This window comes from Enterobacter sp. ECC-219 (assembly GCF_043966805.1).
Classification (GTDB): domain Bacteria; phylum Pseudomonadota; class Gammaproteobacteria; order Enterobacterales; family Enterobacteriaceae; genus Enterobacter; species Enterobacter cloacae_N.
In genome coordinates, this window is record NZ_CP143680.1 from 4,444,098 (window position 1) to 4,462,039 (window position 17,942).

Genomic DNA, 17,942 nt, shown 5'->3' on the forward strand with positions numbered 1-17,942 from the left:
TCCCGAAATGGAGGCCATAGTCTGGCGAGAATATAAAAATTAAGCAAGTAGATAGCCTGCTATAAATTAACGAAAAATTAACATATTGAGCAGTCGTCTGGCTTATGGCAGTGAATGAAAATGTGTATTACGTTTAAATTACTCCACTTGCAGAGGTATTTCTGCCATGAACTCACTACGTTATCTCGACTTTGGTCAGTCGCGTCATCTGCTGCTGTTGATTGGGCGTATCGCACTTGTCGTACTGTTTATTATCTTTGGTTACCCGAAACTGACAGGATTTAGCGGCACCGTACAGTATATGACCTCGCTGGGTACGCCGATGCCCATGCTGGCGGCCATTATTGCGGTGGTGATGGAAGTGCCTGCCGCCATTCTGATCGTGCTGGGCTTTTTCACCCGCCCTCTCGCGGTTCTCTTTGTCTTCTATACGCTGGGCACGGCGATCATCGGTCACCACTACTGGGATATGACCGGTGATGCGGTTGTGCCGAATATGATTAATTTCTACAAGAACGTCAGTATTGCTGGCGCCTTTATTTTGCTGGCGATAGTCGGGCCTGGGGCCATTTCCCTGGATCGGCGTTAAACCAAAAAAAAGGCCGCAAGCGCGGCCTTTTTTATTTCTGCAAAGCAGAGGAATTATGCGTATACCGGGAAGCGTGCACAGATATCCAGAACTTTACCTTTAACGCGCTCGATAACCGCTTCGTCATTGATGTTGTCCAGAACGTCACACATCCAGCCAGCCAGTTCTTTCACTTCCGCTTCTTTAAAGCCGCGGCGAGTGACGGCCGGAGAACCGATACGGATACCCGAGGTCACGAACGGGCTCTTCGGATCGTTTGGCACGCTGTTTTTGTTCACGGTGATGTTGGCGCGGCCCAGAGCGGCGTCAGCTTCTTTACCGGTCAGGTTTTTATCAACCAGATCCAGCAGGAACAGGTGGTTTTCAGTCCCGCCGGAAACCACTTTGTAGCCACGGTTCAGGAAAACTTCCACCATCGCTTTAGCGTTCTTAGCAACCTGCTGCTGGTAAACCTTGAACTCTGGCTCCATCGCTTCTTTCAGCGCTACCGCTTTTGCCGCGATAACGTGCATCAGCGGGCCGCCCTGCGCGCTTGGGAACACGGCGGAGTTCAATTTTTTGTACAGCTCTTCGTCACCGCCTTTCGCCAGGATAAGGCCACCGCGTGGACCTGCCAGGGTTTTGTGGGTGGTGGTAGTCACAACGTGAGCGTGTGGAACCGGGTTCGGGTAAACGCCTGCGGCAATCAGGCCCGCAACGTGCGCCATGTCAACGAACAGGTACGCGCCGATGCTGTCTGCGATTTCACGCATTTTTGCCCAGTCAACGATACCGGAGTAAGCGGAGAAGCCGCCGATGATCATCTTCGGCTTGTGCTCTTTAGCCTGCTTCGCCATGTCTTCGTAGTCAATTTTACCGGACTCATCAATACCGTAAGGGATGATGTTGTACAGTTTGCCGGAGAAGTTAACCGGGGAGCCGTGAGTCAGGTGGCCGCCCTGCGCCAGATTCATTCCTAAAACGGTATCGCCCGGCTGCAGCAGTGCGGTGTAAACCGCGAAGTTAGCCTGGGAGCCGGAGTGCGGCTGGACGTTTGCGTAGTCAGCGCCAAAGAGTGCTTTCGCACGGTCGATAGCCAGCTGCTCTACGATATCAACGTACTCGCAACCGCCGTAGTAGCGCTTGCCCGGATAACCTTCAGCGTATTTGTTGGTCAGCTGAGAGCCCTGCGCCTGCATCACGCGCGGGCTGGTGTAGTTTTCGGAGGCGATCAGTTCGATGTGCTCTTCCTGACGTACTTTTTCCTGCTCCATAGCCTGCCACAGTTCGGCATCATAATCGGCAATGTTCATTTCACGCTTTAACATCCGCATCTCCTGACTCAGCTAACAAGTAAATTTTGGCCTGAAAAGGCAGTCCTGTTGGACGACGGGCAACAGTATAACTGAATAGTTCTGTGATAACAGGTCTTGACAAACGATTTTACGCAAACGTTTTCCTTCACGCCACGCAAGGGTTTGAGGAATAAAGATCTCGCTATTTCCAGCAGATTTCTTTTCAGGTTTGTGATGCATATTTTTCATCTTGCAAAGAACCATTTACAAAGCATGGGTATTTTTTATAAGATGCATTTAAAATACATCATTAAAGTGACATCAGAAGGAAGCTGCCATGCTCGACGCTCAAACCATCGCTACCGTTAAAGCCACCATTCCCCTGCTGGTGGAAACCGGCCCTAAACTTACCGCCCATTTCTACGATCGCATGTTTACGCACAACCCGGAGCTCAAAGAGATTTTCAACATGAGCAACCAGCGTAACGGCGATCAGCGTGAAGCGCTTTTCAACGCCATCGCGGCCTACGCCAGCAATATCGAAAACCTGGCGGCGTTGCTGCCCGCGGTGGAAAAAATCGCGCAGAAACACACCAGCTTCCAGATCCAACCCGAGCAGTACAACATCGTCGGCGGCCACCTGCTGGCGACGCTGGACGAAATGTTCAGCCCGGGCCAGGAGGTGCTGGACGCGTGGGGTAAAGCCTATGGCGTACTGGCAAACGTATTTATCAACCGTGAAGCGCAGATCTACAGCGAAAACGCCAGCAAGAACGGCGGCTGGGAAGGCACTCGCGCCTTCCGCATCGTCGAGAAAACGCCGCGCAGCGCATTAATCACCAGCTTTGAATTTGAGCCGGTGGACGGACAGCCGGTGGCCGATTACCAGCCGGGCCAGTATCTGGGCGTATGGCTGAAGCCTGAAGGCTTCCCGCACCAGGAGATCCGCCAGTACTCTCTGACCCGCAAGCCAAACGGCAAAGGCTACCGCATTGCGGTGAAGCGCGAGGACGGCGGTCAGGTTTCCAGCTGGCTGCACAACGAAGCCAACGTGGGCGACGTGGTTCATCTGGCCGCGCCGGCGGGCGATTTCTTTATGGCCGTCGAAGCCAATACCCCGGTCACGCTGATCTCTGCGGGTGTCGGCCAAACGCCTATGCTGGCGATGCTCGATACCCTGGCGAAAGCAAACCACGGTGCGCAGGTCAACTGGTTCCATGCTGCGGAAAACGGCGACGTGCACGCCTTTGCGGATGAAGTGAATGCGCTGGGGGCGTCCCTGCCGCGTTTCACCGCAAATACCTGGTATCGCCTGCCGACGGAAGCAGACCGCGCAGCCGCACGGTTTGACAGCGAAGGTCTGATGAACTTAAGCCAGATGGAAGGGGCGTTTAGCGCGCCGGAGATGCAGTTCTACGTCTGTGGGCCGGTGGCGTTTATGCAGTATGCCGCGAAGCAGCTGGTTGAGCTGGGCGTAAATAAAGACCACATTCATTACGAATGTTTCGGGCCGCATAAGGTGCTGTAATGAAAAAGCCCCTCGTTCGAGGGGCTTTTTTTCGTCGGGTGGCGGCTTCACCTTACCCGGCCTGGCAAATCTTTTTTTAAATCGCCGCGTCGTCTTCTTCACCGGTACGGATTCGGATCACGCGCGCCACGTCAAAGACAAAGATTTTCCCGTCGCCAATTTTGCCCGTCTGCGCCGTGCGGATAATGGTATCCACGCAGGTATCGACGATATCGTCGCTGACCACGATTTCAATTTTCACTTTCGGCAGAAAGTCGACCATGTACTCTGCGCCACGATAAAGCTCGGTGTGGCCCTTCTGACGACCAAAACCTTTCACTTCCGTCACGGTCATCCCGGTGATGCCGACTTCCGCCAGCGCTTCACGTACATCATCCAGTTTGAAAGGTTTAATAATCGCATCAATCTTTTTCATGGTGGGTCCTTAAACTCTTGCCTGTAAGCTGCTTCGTAATCGGTTGCTCACAGTACCATACGGCACTACTCTTTAAAATCGTTTGCTTCCAGCTCGTGGCGTGAGAGCAGCTTATAGAACTCTGTACGGTTGCGTCCGGCCATCCGCGCCGCGTGGGTCACGTTGCCTTTGGTTATCTGCAGCAGCTTGCGCAGATAGTTCAGTTCGAACTGATTCCGCGCTTCGGCAAACGTCGGCAAGGCCGTGTTTTCCCCTTCCAGCGCCTGCTCCACCAGCGCGTCGCTGATAACCGGTGAGGAGGTCAGCGCCACGCACTGCTCAATCACATTCACCAGCTGGCGCACGTTACCCGGCCAGCTTGCGGCCATCAGCCGCTTCATCGCATCCGTCGAAAAGGCGCGCACGAACTGTTTATGGCGATCGGCCGCCTGGCGCAGAAGGTGATTCGCCAGCAGCGGAATATCTTCCGCGCGCTCCGCCAGCGCCGGTATCTTCAGGTTCACCACGTTCAGGCGGTAGTAGAGATCTTCTCGGAACTCGTTGCGGGCCATCACTTTTGGCAAGTCGCGGTGGGTGGCGGAAATGATTCGCACGTTAATATCAATATCGCGATTGCTGCCCAGCGGGCGCACTTTACGCTCCTGAAGCACGCGCAGCAGTTTGACCTGCAGCGGCGCGGGCATGTCGCCAATCTCGTCGAGGAACAGCGTGCCGCCTTCTGCAGCCTGGAACAGCCCTTCCCGGCTGCTCACCGCGCCGGTAAATGCGCCGCGGGCATGGCCAAAAAGTTCAGATTCAAGAAGCTGCTCTGGCAGGGCACCGCAGTTAATGGCGATGAAGGCGTTTTTGCTGCGCGGGCTGGCGTTGTGGATCGCCTGCGCCAGGATCTCTTTCCCGGTTCCACTTTGACCATTAATCAGCACGCTAACGTCTGACTGTGCGACCATTCGCGCCTGCTCAAGCAGACGCAGCATTATCGGGCTGCGGGTGACGATAGATTCACGCCATGCGTCGTCGCCGGAGGGCGCGGCGTGCTCCAGCGCGCTGTCTATAGCTTTGTAAAGCGCGTCTTTATCTACCGGCTTGGTGAGGAAGCTGAATACGCCCTGCTGGGTTGCGGCAACGGCATCCGGGATTGACCCGTGCGCCGTCAGGATAATCACCGGCATGCCCGGCTGCTGCTTCTGGATTTCGGCGAACAGCTGCATGCCATCCATTTCGTCCATCCGCAGGTCGCTGATCACCAGGTCAATCTTCTCGCGGCTGAGGACCTTCAGCCCCTCCTGCCCGCTTTCCGCGGTCACCACGGTGTAGCCTTCACTCACCAGACGCATCCCCAGCAGCTTTAACAGGCCGGGATCGTCATCCACCAGTAAGAGATGGGCTGGTTTACGGCTCGTCATGCTTCACATCCTCTTGTTTCGGCATATCGCTGTCCGGTGCAGCAGATGAACTACCTGGCTGATATTTACGCGACGAGAGCTGCCTTTCGATATCGGTCAGGTTTTCCAGCTTGCGCGTCGTGGTATCCAGCTGGCTACGTAAATGTTGCTGCTGTTGGCGCAGCGTATCAAGCTCGCTGTCGGTTGACTGTTGCAGCTTGCTGTAGCGGGAGCGCTCTTCAGACAGCTGCAACTGTAACGTCTGCCCGTCCCGCCAGAGCTGGTAGACCGGGCGCACCTGTGCGGGAAGATTGATCACAAACGTGTCCAGCCGGGTCACGTTGGCCCGACGTTCAACGGGGGTAATTTTCGCATCGGCCAGTAAAATCCCACGCTTGAAAGCGTCCTGCCAGGTGTCCTCATCCAGCATCGCCGCCTTCGAGCGGGCGTCTACCGGCGCAAGCCGCTGGGCGCAATCTATTCCGCGCAGCCAGAACAGCGGATTATTTTCGACGTCATGCCCTGACAGATTCCAGATATCGTCACAGCGGGTAGAGAGGAAATCCGCCAGCTGGTTATCGGGCCATTTATCTTCTTGTTTACCGCTTATCGCACTTTGCGGCGCATGGGAAACGCACCCCGCCAGAACTAAACAGGGCAGACTCAGGCGACCCGCTTTGCTGGAAAACACCGCGCGTATGGCGCGGAAAAAGACGTGTGACATACTCACCAGATATAGATTCATTTTATTAATTTTTCCGGCTCAGGGGCAGTTCAATACGGAAGCAAACATCTGAACGTTCGTCCGTGGCAATGTTTAGCTCACCCTGCATGCGTCGTATGCAGTCCCGGGCGATGCTTAAGCCCAGACCGCTTCCTTTTACCGCACCTTTCCGCTGATGACTCCCCTGGAAAAAGGGTTCGAAGATCATGGTTTTTTCGTCATCGGGGATCGGGGTGCCGGTGTTTGCGACGTCAATAAACACCCGGGAACCCTTCATATAACTTCTGATATAAATGTTACCGGATTCAGTACCATAGTGCACCGCATTGGAGTAAAGATTGTCCAGAACGCTCATTAATAGCATGGGTTCAGCGAGACAGGTCGGCGCATTCAGCTCTACCCCGGTATGCATCATTTTAGCTCTTGCCGGCAAGCTATGGGCGGAGATCACCATATCCACCAGCGGCTCAATTTCCACCTCTTCCAGCACGACCGCCCCGTCAGCCAGCTTGCGGTTGTAATCCAGAAGCTGCTCAATGAGCTTTTGCAGGTTGCGGCTGCTGGCGTCCAGAATCTCGACAATCTCTTTCTGCTCCGGCGTAAGCGGTCCTGCCACCTCGTCCGCCAGCAGCTCCGTTCCTTCACGCATGCTGGCCAGCGGGGTTTTCAACTCATGAGAGATATGGCGCAGGAACTGGTGGCGCTGGGATTCCAGCCACGCCAGGCGCTCGGATAGCCAGATAATGCGCTGGCCGACGGATCGCAGCTCGCGAGGACCTTTAAAGGCAACCGTATCCCCGAGCGATTTCCCCTCCCCCAGGCGGTTGATCATACGCTGAATACCCTTCACCGGGCCGATGATCATGCGGGTAAAGAGCAGCACCAGCCCGAGGCTCACCAGGAACAGCACCAGCGCCTGCCATCCGAAGAACTGGCCGCGCTCGGCAATCTCCTGCTGTAGCTGCTGGCCGCGAGAGAAAATTACCGTCCGCGTGGATTGCACCATTTCGGTATTGGCGGCAGCAAAGGCTTCAAGGCGCGCGGCGGCAGCCGCATCCGGGCCGCTGTTATGGCACTGCAGCTGCGCGAGATCGTTCAGATCCTGACGTAGTGCCTGATAGAGCCTGTCGTCCGGCAGCACGCCCGCGTGGGCATCCAGCATTTCGCTGTAGCGCTTGCGCTGGCTCTGGTACACCTTCTCCAGCGTCCGATCGTCGAGCACGCAGTACTGACGATAGCTACGCTCCATCTCCAGCGCGGCGTTGGTCATCGCTTCACTGCGTCTGGCGTCGATAAGCGTGGTGCGGTTCGTCAGTGCCGCCTGGGCACTCAGCGCGTTCAGGCTCTGCCACGCCTGCCAGGCGAGGATCAGCAATGGCAGCAGGATCAGCAGAAAGGCCATCATCACGAGCTGTCGCAGGGAGCGGGGAAAAACGGGCCAGCGTTTCAACGCATTACTCTCTTCATGGGGGTTTACGGAGAGCGTAACTGAGTCTGCCCTTCAGATACAACAAAGCCGGGTAAAAACCCGGCTTTGTCATGGAATAAGGCGGTGCCTAACTCGACGTTTCGCCCTGGCCTGATAAAGCATCGCTATGATCAGTAGTTGGACGGCAGGCACCTTTTTGTGCGTCATTCGAAGTTTATGTAGCACGTCCCGAAGGGGCTGACATAAGAAGGTGAATGAGCCACTGGTTAATATTATGCAACACCCATGCCAGAATGCAAAACAAAATATTAACACATTGAAATATATAATTTTTACTCACTTAATCGGTTCATTGTGTGTTGAATGATTTCCAGGCTAAGTGTCGCTATTAAGCAACACCTTAATGGGAACCTTTACTGCTATATATAAATCAATGAGTTATATGTCTCCTTTTAGAGACAGTCATGTACCCTCTTTGTCGCAATTTTGCGACACGCATAAAAAAGCCCGGTGGCGCTACCGCTTACCGGGCCTGCGAAGTACCTGCTTTATTTCTTAACCCAGCTGTTTACGCGCGTTGCGGAAGATGCGCATCCACGGGCTGTCCTCGCCCCAGTTTTCCGGATGCCAGGAGTTGCTCACGGTACGGAACACGCGCTCCGGGTGCGGCATCATAATAGTCGCGCGGCCGCTTTCGCTGGTCACCGCCGTAATACCGTTGACGGAGCCGTTCGGGTTAGCCGGATAGGTTTCCGTGACCTTGCCGAAGTTATCGACAAAGCGCAGCGCCACCAGGCCTTTGCTCTCCAGCTGAGCCAGATGCGCAGCATCACGCACCTCTACCTGGCCTTCACCGTGGGAAACGGCGATTGGCATCTGCGACCCGACCATCCCCTGCAGCAGCAGAGACGGGCTCTGAGTCACTTCTACCAGGCTGAAGCGCGCCTCAAAGCGGTCTGACTGGTTACGCACAAAGCGCGGCCAGGCTTCGCTGCCTGGGATCAGTTCGCGCAGGTTAGACATCATCTGGCAGCCGTTGCACACGCCCAGCGCCAGCGTTTGCGGACGGTGGAAGAAGGTTTCGAACTCATCGCGCACGCGGCTGTTGAACAGAATGGACTTCGCCCAGCCTTCACCCGCGCCCAGCACGTCCCCGTAGGAGAAACCGCCGCACGCCACCAGCGCATGGAAATCTTCCAGACCGGTACGTCCGGCCAGCAAGTCGCTCATGTGGACGTCGATAGCGTCAAAGCCCGCGCGGTGGAAGGCTGCCGCCATCTCAACGTGGGAGTTAACGCCCTGCTCGCGCAGAACGGCCACTTTCGGGCGCGCGCCGGTCGCAATGTACGGCGCGGCAATATCTTCATTGATGTCGAAGGTGAGCTTCACGTTCAGGCCTGGATCGTTGTCGTTAGCCTTCGCATTGTGCTCCTGATCGGCACATTCCGGGTTATCACGCAGGCGCTGCATCTGCCAGGTGGTTTCCGCCCACCACATGCGCAGCGTGGTGCGGCTTTCGCTGAACACGGCGTGACCGTCAGCTTCAATGACGAAGCGGTCACCCTGAACGGCTTTACCCAGATAGTGCACGCAGTCAGCCAGGCCATGCTGCGCCAGCAGCGCTTCAACTGCATCGCGGTCTGCCGCGCGAACCTGAATCACCGCGCCCAGCTCTTCGTTAAACAGCGCCGCCAGGCGGTCTTCGCCAAGCGTGGCAATGTTCGCTTCCACGCCACAGTGACCGGTGAAGGCCATCTCTGCCAGCGTCACCAGCAGGCCGCCGTCGGAGCGGTCGTGGTAGGCCAGCAGCTTGCGCTGCGCCACCAGCGCCTGAATCGCGTCGTAGAAGCCTTTCAGCTGCGCCACGTCGCGCACGTCGGCTGGCTTGTCGCCGAGCTGACGGTAAACCTGCGCCAGCGCGGTGGCGCCCAGCGCATTGTGGCCTTTGCCCAGGTCAATCAGCAGCAGGGCGTTGTCTTCGGTGGCCAGTTGCGGCGTAACGGTGTGGCGCACGTCTTCCACGCGGGCAAACGCGGTGATCACCAGCGACAGCGGAGAGGTCATCTCGCGCTGCTCGTTACCTTCCTGCCAGCGGGTTTTCATCGACATGGAGTCTTTACCCACCGGAATGGTCAGGCCGAGGGCTGGACACAGCTCCTCACCCACCGCTTTCACGGCTTCATACAGGCCCGCGTCTTCGCCAGGGTGGCCGGCAGCGGCCATCCAGTTCGCGGAAAGCTTGATACGTTTGATGTCGCCAATCTGCGTCGCGGCAATGTTGGTCAGCGCTTCACCGACCGCCAGACGGGCAGAGGCGGCGAAGTCCAGCAGCGCCACCGGGGTGCGTTCGCCGAGAGCCATCGCTTCGCCGTAGTAGCTGTCGAGGCTCGCGGTGGTCACGGCGCAGTTAGCGACCGGGATCTGCCACGGGCCGACCATCTGGTCGCGGGAGACCATACCGGTCACGGTACGGTCGCCGATGGTCACCAGGAAGGTTTTCTCCGCCACAGCAGGCAGGTGCAGCACGCGGTTGACCGCTTCTGCCACGGTGATGCCCTGACGATCCAGCGCTTTGCCCGCCGCTTTGCGGGTTGTTACGTCGCGGGTCATCTTCGGCGTTTTACCGAGCAGCACGTCGAGCGGCAGATCGATCGGCTGGTTGTCAAAGTGGGTGTCGCTTAAGGAAAGGTGCTGCTCTTCGGTCGCTTCACCGATGACGGCATACGGCGCGCGCTCGCGGCGGCACAGCTCGTCAAACAGCGGCAGCTGATCGGCCGCAACCGCCAGCACGTAGCGCTCCTGGGATTCGTTACACCAGATTTCCAGCGGGCTCATGCCCGGCTCATCGCTCAGGATATCGCGCAGGTTGAAGCGTCCGCCGCGGCCGCCATCGCTCACCAGCTCAGGCATGGCGTTTGACAGGCCACCCGCGCCCACGTCGTGGATGAACAGAATCGGGTTGGCATCGCCCAGCTGCCAGCAGCGGTCGATCACTTCCTGGCAGCGACGCTCCATTTCAGGGTTGTCGCGCTGCACGGACGCGAAATCGAGATCCGCGTCAGACTGGCCGGAGGCCATAGAGGAGGCCGCGCCGCCGCCCAGACCGATGTTCATGGCCGGGCCGCCCAGCACGATCAGCTTCGCGCCGACGACGATCTCGCCTTTCTGCACGTGATCGGCACGAATGTTGCCGATCCCGCCCGCCAGCATGATCGGTTTGTGGTAGCCGCGCAGCTCTTCGCCGTTGTGGCTGTCCACTTTCTCTTCATAGGTACGGAAGTAACCGTTCAGCGCCGGACGGCCAAATTCGTTGTTGAACGCTGCCCCGCCCAGCGGGCCTTCGGTCATGATATCCAGCGCGGTGACAATGCGCTCTGGCTTGCCGAAATCTTCTTCCCACGGCTGTTCAAAGCCCGGGATACGCAGGTTGGATACGGAGAAACCGACCAGACCCGCTTTGGGTTTTGCACCACGACCGGTCGCCCCTTCGTCACGGATTTCACCGCCGGAGCCGGTCGCCGCCCCCGGCCACGGAGAGATTGCGGTCGGGTGGTTGTGGGTTTCCACTTTCATCAGGATATGCGCAGGCTCCTGGTGGAAGTCATAGCGCCCTGCTTCGCGATCGGCAAAGAAGCGGCCCACCTCGGAACCTTCCATCACAGCGGCGTTGTCTTTGTAGGCAGACAGCACGTGGTCAGGGGTTTGCTCCATGGTGTTTTTGATCATTTTGAACAGCGACTTCGGCTGCTGTTCGCCGTCAATAATCCAGTCGGCGTTGAAAATTTTGTGGCGGCAGTGCTCAGAGTTAGCCTGCGCGAACATATAGAGTTCGATATCGTTCGGGTTACGGTTGAGCTTAATAAACGCATCCTGCAGGTAGTCGATTTCGTCTTCTGCCAGCGCCAGGCCGAGACGCAGGTTGGCGTCAATCAGCGCCTGACGGCCCTGCCCCAGCAGATCCACGCTCTGTACCGGCGCAGGCTGATGGTGGGAGAAAAGCTTCTGCGCGTCATCGAGAGAGGCAAACACGCTCTCCATCATGCGATCGTGCAGTTCAGCCGCAACCGCCTGCCACTGCGCGTCGCTCAGGGTAGAGGCTTCAACATAGTACGCCACGCCGCGCTCCAGACGGTTAATCTGGCTCAGGCCGCAGTTGTGGGCGATGTCGGTAGCTTTGGAAGACCAGGGGGAGATGGTACCCGGACGCGGCGTCGCAAGGATCAGTTTGCCGGTTGGCGTATGGCTGCTCAGATTTGGACCATACTTGAGCAGGCGTTCCAGCTGTACGCGCTCCTCTGCATTCAGGGGGGCATTCAGGTCAGCAAAATGGACATACTCAGCGTAAATATTGCTTACCGGAAGGTCGGCCGCCTGAAAACGTGCCAGCAGTTTGGTAATACGGAAGGCAGACAGTGCAGGCGAACCACGCAGAATTTCCATCATAAGTCTCTCGTCTTCGAAGCGCCGGGGCGCTTACAGTGTGCGCAAGGGGGGAAAACGGGCGTCATTATAGAGAATCCTGAGCGTCGACGAAACCGTTTGCGTCGAAATAAAATTTGCGAAGATGTTTAGCAATAGATGTGACCTGTCTCTCTAATTGGTTGCCAAGTGGCGCAAGTTTACGCAAAATGCCGCTCATTCAATGGCAAACCTTATTGTTAACATGGCTACAGCAGACTGAGGCATCCGGCGTCGCAGAGAATTAACTAATTGAAAAAATTAAAGATTAATTATCTGCTCATCGGCATTGTAACGTTGCTGCTGGCAGTGGCCCTCTGGCCTTCCATCCCCTGGTTCGGCAAAGCCGAAAACCGTATCGCCGCCATTCAGGAGCGGGGGGAACTGCGCGTCAGTACCCTCAACTCTCCGCTGATTTACAGCGACATTAACGGCAAAATTATTGGTCTGGATTATGAGCTGGCGCAGCAGTTCGCCGATTATCTGGGCGTGAAGCTTAAAATTACCGTTCGTCAGAACATCAACCAGCTGTTTGACGACCTCGATAACGACGATGCCGATATCCTTGCCGCCGGTCTGGTCTATAACAGCGAGCGCAGCAAGAACTACCAGCCAGGCCCGACCTACTACTCCGTTTCCCAGCAGCTGGTCTATCGCGTCGGGAGCCTGCGCCCGCGTACGCTTGCCTCGATCAACGCACAACAGCTGGCGATTGCGCCCGGCCATGTGGTGATTGACGATCTGCGCGAGCTTAAGGAGAAGAAATACCCCGATCTGAGCTGGACGGTCGATCCCAAACTCGGCACGACGGCGCTGCTGGAGCAAGTCAAAGATCAGAAACTGCCCTACACCATTGCCGATTCGGTGGCGATCAGCCTTTTCCAGCGGGTGCATCCAGAAATCGCCGTGGCGCTGGACGTGACGGACGAACAGCCCGTTACCTGGTTTACCCATCTGGATGACGATCAGACCCTCTCTGCGGCCATGCTGGATTTCTATAACACCATAAATGAAGACGGCACGCTGGCGCGCCTTGAGGAGAAGTACCTCGGCCACGGGGATGACTTCGATTACGTTGATACCCGCAGCTTCCTGCGCGCGGTAGACAGCGTCCTGCCGGACCTTCAGCCGTTATTTGAAAAATACGCCCAGGAAATTGACTGGAAACTGCTGGCGGCGATCTCGTACCAGGAGTCCCACTGGGACACCCAGGCGACTTCCCCCACGGGTGTGCGTGGGTTAATGATGTTAACCAAAAATACCGCGCTGAGCCTGGGCGTGAATGATCGTACCGATGCGGAACAGAGCATCAGCGGCGGGGCGCGCTACCTGCAGGATATGATGGCTAAAGTGCCGGAAACGGTGCCGGAAGAAGAGCGGATCTGGTTCGCACTGGCGGCCTACAACATGGGCTATGCGCACATGCTTGACGCGCGGGCTCTGACGGCGAAAACGAAGGGGAACCCGGACAGCTGGTCAGACGTCAAACAGCGCCTGCCGCTGCTGAGCCAGAAGCCATGGTATAACAAGCTGACGTATGGCTACGCGCGCGGACATGAAGCCTACGCCTACGTGGAAAATATTCGTAAGTATCAGATTAGCCTGGTCGGCTATCTGCTGGAGAAAGAGAAAGAGGCAACAGAGGCAAAACAGCTGGCGGAAAGTTATCCGGTTGTGGCGCCGGGCGAGCTTAATCATCCGACAGCTTCAATTCTGCCTTTTGTTGCTTTTTCTGCTGACGGCGCATTCGAAAGAAATCGCTTAATAGCCCCGAACACTCTGGTGCAAGTACCCCACCGATAGTCTGCACCTGGTGGTTCATCCCCGGGTGCCCCAGCACGTCCATCAGCGAACCGGCCGCACCGGTTTTTTCATCCCGCGCACCAAACACCAGCGTCCCGATCCGGCTGTGGACCATCGCACCGGAGCACATCACGCACGGTTCCAGGGTGACGTACAGGGTGGTATCAAGCAGGCGATAGTTTTGCAGCACCAGCCCGCCCTGACGAAGCGCCATGATTTCGGCGTGCGCGGTAGGATCGTGGCGGCCAATAGGACGATTCCACCCTTCGCCAATCACCTGGTTGTTATGAACCAACACCGCGCCCACGGGCACTTCGCCCTCGTCCCAGGCACGTTGAGCCAACGTCAGCGCGTGGCGCATCCAGTATTCATGATTGTATTCAGGGTTGGACAAGGGTTGATACTCCAGTCGAAAAGCGGGCGGCATTATACACAGCCCTTATAGATAAGACTATTCGAGTTGCTGAAGTTCACCGAGGGGAGTCACGCGCCAGCGGTGCTGGCAAAAGTAGAGCAGCGGGTTGTCCTGTTTGCTGTCGCTGTAGCCGCTGTACAGCCGCAGCGGCGTGCCGATACGTTTTTCCAGCTGGACCACTTTTTCATGCCCCAGGCAGCGCATCGTCAGTACCCAGCCGCCGTAGCCGCGGGAAATTTGCGTGGCGATAAGATTTACGCGCGGCAGCCAGGGCGTATCAAAGTAGACCCGCTCCACCAGCGTCTGCGGCGAGCCGGTAATCAACCAGATGTCGGCATCGTTGGCATCAAGATAGCTGGTGAGGCGCGCCTGCACCACGGGAAACGCGGCAACGTGGCCGCGAAACCAGTCAGCGAAATCCTGTTCGAGCTGTTTGAGCCGCGCTTCACTGTGACCGAAGGTGCATCCCCAGAGCAACAGGCTCATCGGCCAGCGCGCCGCCCGGCCTTTTACCAGCAGCGCAATGCCAATCACGGGTAAGAGCGGTAAGACGAGCAGCGCGTTCAGAGGCTGACGCCGCAGCAGGTAGCGCATAAACGTACCAAACATATCCTGCTGATGCAGCGTTCCATCCAGGTCGAAAAAGACAACGCGACGCTCGTGATTGGCCAAACCTTACTCCTCTGGGTCGTTGAATCCTAACAGCCAGGTAAACAGGAACCCGGCGATCACCGCTACTAAATAGCCTAACAGATAGAGCATCACTTTTCCGGTCACGATGGTTAACGCCAGCGGTAAACCGGAAAGACCAAAGGTGATAACGGTGGCGACTTTCCAGTAGCTGATGAGCGCCCCGCCCACCGCGCCGCCCATACAGGCGGCGAGGAACGGTTTACCCAGCGGCAGCGTGACGCCGAATATCAACGGCTCGCCGATACCAAGCAGCCCGACCGGCAACGCCCCTTTAATCACTTTTTTCAGGCGCGCGTTGCGGGTTTTCATCAGGACGGCAATCGCTGCCCCCACCTGCCCGACGCCCGCCATCGAGAGAATAGGCAGCAGCGCGTTGTAACCGTGCGCCTGCACCAGCTCGACGTGAATAGGTACCAACCCCTGGTGCAGGCCGGTCAGCACCAGCGGCAGGAAGGTGCCTGACAGCACCGCGCCCACTAACAGGCCGCCGCGGTCAATAGCCAGAGACGCGCCGTGGGCGATGGCATCAGAGATCCACCCGCCTAGCGGCTGAAGGACCACAATCGCGACGCTACCGGTAATTAAGGTGGTTAGCAGCGGGTTGAGGATAAGCTCAATCGAGCCGGGCAGAACCGTACGTAGCTTTTTCTCGATCCAGCACATCAGAATAACCACCAGCAGCACGGCAATTACCCCGCCGCGACCAGGCTGGAGCGCCTCGCCAAACAGCGTGATTTGCGCCAGCTGCGGGCTGGACAAGATCCCCGCCATTACGCCACCCATGGCCAGCGAGCCGCCAAACACTTTGGCGGTATTGACCCCGACCAGAATGTTCATGATGGCAAACACCGCGCTGCCAAAGATTGCGAGAATACCCAGCAGGTTCGGATACTGCGTTGCAAAGTCCCCGACGATATCCGGCCGCTTGAGGATGTTGATGATCCCGGTGATCAGGCCAGAGGCAATAAACGCGGGGATCAGCGGGATAAAGACGTTTGCCAGCTGTCGCAGCGCGTCGCTCATGGGGGCTTTATATTTCGCCTTCGCCTGCGCTTTGGTGCGTTCAGCATCGTCAACCGTCACGCTCGCTTCGCCGCCCATCAGCGCACGCATGGCATCGACGACCTGCGCCGCCTTGCCCGGCCCGACGATCAGCTGGTGCTGCTGCCCCTGTTTCACATAGCCGCTGACGCCGGATAGCTTCTTCAGACCCGGCACGTCAAGCTGGTCGTCGTTATGCACCTCGACGCGCACGCGCGTCATGCAGTTTTCCAGACGCTGAATATTTTTTTCTCCGCCAATCCCCTGCAGGATATCGCTGGCGAGCGCTGCTGTTTTGTCCATACACGCCTCTGCTAGTTTTCTAATGCCGCCCGTAAGAAGCCGTTATGCGCATCAAGCCTGGCTCGCGCGGCCGCCGCATCCAGCCCGCTTAAGATCATCAGAATGGCAGGTTTAACATCGTGATCGGTCTGTTTGAGTACCGCTTCTGCCTCTTCACGGCCTGCGCCTGTCGCCTCCATCACCATGCGGCAGGCTCTGTCCACCAGCTTGACGTTGGTGGCCTGCATATCCACCATCAGGTTTTGGTAGACCTTGCCAAATTTCACCATCGCGCCGGTGGAGATCATATTGAGCACCAGCTTTTGCGCGGTCCCGGATTTCAGGCGCGTGGAGCCGGTGAGCGCTTCCGGCCCAACGACCGGAGAGATAGCGATAGCGGCCACCTGCGCAATCGGGGAGCCGGGGTTGCAGGAGATGGCGACCGTCGTGCAGCCGGTCCGGTTGGCGTATTCCAGGCCACCAATGACGTACGGCGTGCGCCCGGATGCCGCCAGGCCGACCACCAGATCGTTCGCCGTCAGGTTCAGATCCTTCAGGTCATCCTCGCCCAGCTGTTTGTTATCTTCCGCACCTTCAACAGCTTTCAGCAGCGCGCCGGGCCCCCCCGCAATCAGGCCAACGACCAGGCCGTGCGGAACGCCAAAGGTGGGCGGACATTCCGAGGCATCCAGCACGCCAAGACGCCCGCTGGTGCCGGCGCCCATATAGATAATGCGACCGCCGGCCTTAAGGGCCGCCGCCGCCGCATCGACCGCTTTCGCTACCTCAGGCAATGTCTCTTTCACTGCCTGCGCGACCAGCGTATCCTGTTGATTAAAGCGGTTAACCAGCTCCAGGGTGGAGAGCGCATCCAGATCCATGGTTTGCGGGTTACGCGTTTCAGAAACAAGTGAGCCAAGATTCATTTTTGTACCTCAAGAATTTTTAATTCATAATAATCTCACTATAATGGAATATAAAATTCATTCAGGCGAGCAAAATTCGTATTTGCGCAGACAATCACATTTCCGCCGGGAGTACCTATGAACTGTTTAATTCGCATTCGCCAGCGCTACGCCGGCTTTGCTCAAAGCGACAAAAAGCTGGCGGACTTTCTGCTTTCCCAACCTGACCGCGCCCGTCATCTCAGCTCGCAGCAGCTGGCAAGCGAAGCCGGGGTGAGTCAGTCAAGCGTGGTGAAGTTTGCCCAGAAGATTGGCTTTAAAGGCTTCCCTGCCCTTAAGCTTGCGATCAGCGAAGCGCTGGTGAGTAACCCAAACCCGCAGTCCATGCCGGTGCATAACCAGATCCGCGGCGATGATCCCATGCGTCTGGTCGGGGAAAAGCTGATCAAAGAGAACGTGGCGGCGATGCACGCCACGCTGGATGTGAATACCGAAGAGAAGTTACTGGAAAGCGTGGCGATGCTGCGCGCGGCGCGGCGTATTATTTTGACCGGTATTGGCGCGTCCGGTCTGGTGGCGCGTAATTTTGGCTGGAAGCTGACTAAAATCGGTTTTAACGCTATTGTCGAGCAGGATATGCATGCCCTGCTGGCGACCGTACAGGCAATGGATCCTGACGATCTGCTGCTGGCCATCTCCTATTCCGGCGAGCGCCGCGAGATCAATATGGCCACCGACGAAGCCCTGCGCGTCGGCGGTAAAATTCTGGCCATTACCGGATTCACCCCAAATTCGCTGCAGCAGCGGGCAACGCGCTGTTTATATACTATTGCCGAAGAGCAGGCCACGCGCAGCGCGGCTATCTCGTCCACCAGCGCGCAAATGATGCTGACGGACCTGCTGTTTATGGCGCTGGTACAGCAGGATCTGGAGCGCGCACCCGAGCGCATTCGTCACAGCGAAGAACTGGTAAAGAAACTGGTTTGACGCGTATAATGCCCGCC

At 57.3% G+C, this 17,942-nt stretch carries 14 protein-coding genes; 4 read left to right on the forward strand and 10 right to left on the reverse strand.

The genetic code is table 11. The features are described from left to right. Positions 1-166 precede the first annotated feature (166 nt). Entirely contained in the window at positions 167-589 is a 423-nt protein-coding gene (locus V1603_RS21125; protein WP_023615984.1) for a DoxX family protein, read from the forward strand. 53 nt (positions 590-642) lie between these two features. On the opposite strand, the gene glyA is transcribed toward V1603_RS21125, so the two are convergent. Continuing rightward, entirely contained in the window at positions 643-1,896 is a 1,254-nt protein-coding gene (glyA, locus tag V1603_RS21130) for a serine hydroxymethyltransferase (protein WP_025757663.1), read from the reverse strand. Positions 1,897-2,200: 304 nt separating this feature from the next. Here glyA and hmpA point away from each other — a divergent pair, with 304 nt between their 5' ends. Continuing rightward, positions 2,201-3,391 carry an NO-inducible flavohemoprotein gene (gene hmpA / locus V1603_RS21135; RefSeq protein ID WP_395313230.1) on the forward strand — a complete coding sequence of 397 codons (1,191 nt, stop codon included), beginning with the start codon at positions 2,201-2,203 and terminating at the stop codon, positions 3,389-3,391. A 76-nt stretch (positions 3,392-3,467) separates the two neighbouring features. Here the strand turns inward: hmpA and glnB are convergent, their stop codons facing one another. The 5 genes from glnB to purL all read right to left on the reverse strand — a co-directional run bounded on the left by glnB (position 3,468) and on the right by purL (position 11,784). After that, positions 3,468-3,806, reverse strand: a complete 339-nt coding sequence (gene glnB / locus V1603_RS21140; protein ID WP_003860685.1) for a nitrogen regulatory protein P-II — start codon at positions 3,804-3,806, stop codon at positions 3,468-3,470. A 65-nt stretch (positions 3,807-3,871) separates the two neighbouring features. Next, positions 3,872-5,209, reverse strand: a complete 1,338-nt coding sequence (gene glrR, locus V1603_RS21145; RefSeq protein WP_395313231.1) for a two-component system response regulator GlrR — start codon at positions 5,207-5,209, stop codon at positions 3,872-3,874. Further along, the gene (gene qseG / locus V1603_RS21150) at positions 5,196-5,933 is read right to left on the reverse strand and encodes a two-component system QseEF-associated lipoprotein QseG (protein WP_116343293.1); all 738 of its coding nucleotides are present in this window, start codon (positions 5,931-5,933) and stop codon (positions 5,196-5,198) included. The genes glrR and qseG overlap by 14 nt, the downstream gene beginning before the upstream one ends. A gap of 4 nt (positions 5,934-5,937) precedes the next feature. Further along, the gene (gene qseE, locus V1603_RS21155; RefSeq protein WP_395313232.1) at positions 5,938-7,362 is read right to left on the reverse strand and encodes a two component system sensor histidine kinase QseE/GlrK; all 1,425 of its coding nucleotides are present in this window, start codon (positions 7,360-7,362) and stop codon (positions 5,938-5,940) included. Between the two features lie 534 nt (positions 7,363-7,896). Continuing rightward, positions 7,897-11,784 (reverse strand): phosphoribosylformylglycinamidine synthase, encoded by a 3,888-nt coding sequence (gene purL / locus V1603_RS21160; protein ID WP_395313233.1) that lies wholly within the window; start codon positions 11,782-11,784, stop codon positions 7,897-7,899. Positions 11,785-12,051: 267 nt separating this feature from the next. Between purL and mltF the strand changes: the two genes are divergently transcribed. Beyond that, entirely contained in the window at positions 12,052-13,602 is a 1,551-nt protein-coding gene (gene mltF, locus V1603_RS21165) for a membrane-bound lytic murein transglycosylase MltF (protein WP_116343300.1), read from the forward strand. Here mltF and tadA read toward each other — a convergent pair. The 4 genes from tadA to murQ are packed head-to-tail and all read right to left on the reverse strand — an operon-like array spanning position 13,490 to position 16,959. Further along, entirely contained in the window at positions 13,490-14,029 is a 540-nt protein-coding gene (tadA, locus tag V1603_RS21170; protein WP_116343302.1) for a tRNA adenosine(34) deaminase TadA, read from the reverse strand. The two genes, mltF and tadA, sit on opposite strands and share 113 nt — an antisense overlap. A 24-nt stretch (positions 14,030-14,053) precedes the next feature. Next, complete coding sequence (gene yfhb, locus V1603_RS21175; protein ID WP_116343304.1) at positions 14,054-14,689, reverse strand: phosphatidylglycerophosphatase C; 636 nt, start codon at positions 14,687-14,689, stop codon at positions 14,054-14,056. A gap of 3 nt (positions 14,690-14,692) precedes the next feature. Then, entirely contained in the window at positions 14,693-16,054 is a 1,362-nt protein-coding gene (locus V1603_RS21180) for a PTS transporter subunit EIIC (protein ID WP_233002489.1), read from the reverse strand. Positions 16,055-16,065: 11 nt separating this feature from the next. After that, complete coding sequence (murQ, locus tag V1603_RS21185; RefSeq protein WP_116343308.1) at positions 16,066-16,959, reverse strand: N-acetylmuramic acid 6-phosphate etherase; 894 nt, start codon at positions 16,957-16,959, stop codon at positions 16,066-16,068. A gap of 117 nt (positions 16,960-17,076) precedes the next feature. On the opposite strand from murQ, the gene V1603_RS21190 reads away from it, so the two are divergent. Continuing rightward, on the forward strand, positions 17,077-17,925 hold the full coding sequence (locus V1603_RS21190; RefSeq protein WP_163330597.1) for a MurR/RpiR family transcriptional regulator: 849 nt from the start codon (positions 17,077-17,079) through the stop codon (positions 17,923-17,925). Positions 17,926-17,942 lie beyond the last annotated feature (17 nt).

What these genes read in the sequence shown, in the direction of transcription:
- V1603_RS21125 (WP_023615984.1), top strand. Translation starts at nt 167, where the DNA reads ATGAACTCACTACGTTATCTCGACTTTGGTCAGTCGCGTCATCTGCTG.
- glyA (WP_025757663.1), bottom strand. Translation starts at nt 1,896, where the DNA reads ATGTTAAAGCGTGAAATGAACATTGCCGATTATGATGCCGAACTGTGG.
- hmpA (WP_395313230.1), top strand. Translation starts at nt 2,201, where the DNA reads ATGCTCGACGCTCAAACCATCGCTACCGTTAAAGCCACCATTCCCCTG.
- glnB (WP_003860685.1), bottom strand. Translation starts at nt 3,806, where the DNA reads ATGAAAAAGATTGATGCGATTATTAAACCTTTCAAACTGGATGATGTA.
- glrR (WP_395313231.1), bottom strand. Translation starts at nt 5,209, where the DNA reads ATGACGAGCCGTAAACCAGCCCATCTCTTACTGGTGGATGACGATCCC.
- qseG (WP_116343293.1), bottom strand. Translation starts at nt 5,933, where the DNA reads ATGAATCTATATCTGGTGAGTATGTCACACGTCTTTTTCCGCGCCATA.
- purL (WP_395313233.1), bottom strand. Translation starts at nt 11,784, where the DNA reads ATGATGGAAATTCTGCGTGGTTCGCCTGCACTGTCTGCCTTCCGTATT.
- tadA (WP_116343302.1), bottom strand. Translation starts at nt 14,029, where the DNA reads ATGCCGCCCGCTTTTCGACTGGAGTATCAACCCTTGTCCAACCCTGAA.
- V1603_RS21180 (WP_233002489.1), bottom strand. Translation starts at nt 16,054, where the DNA reads ATGGACAAAACAGCAGCGCTCGCCAGCGATATCCTGCAGGGGATTGGC.
- murQ (WP_116343308.1), bottom strand. Translation starts at nt 16,959, where the DNA reads ATGAATCTTGGCTCACTTGTTTCTGAAACGCGTAACCCGCAAACCATG.
- V1603_RS21190 (WP_163330597.1), top strand. Translation starts at nt 17,077, where the DNA reads ATGAACTGTTTAATTCGCATTCGCCAGCGCTACGCCGGCTTTGCTCAA.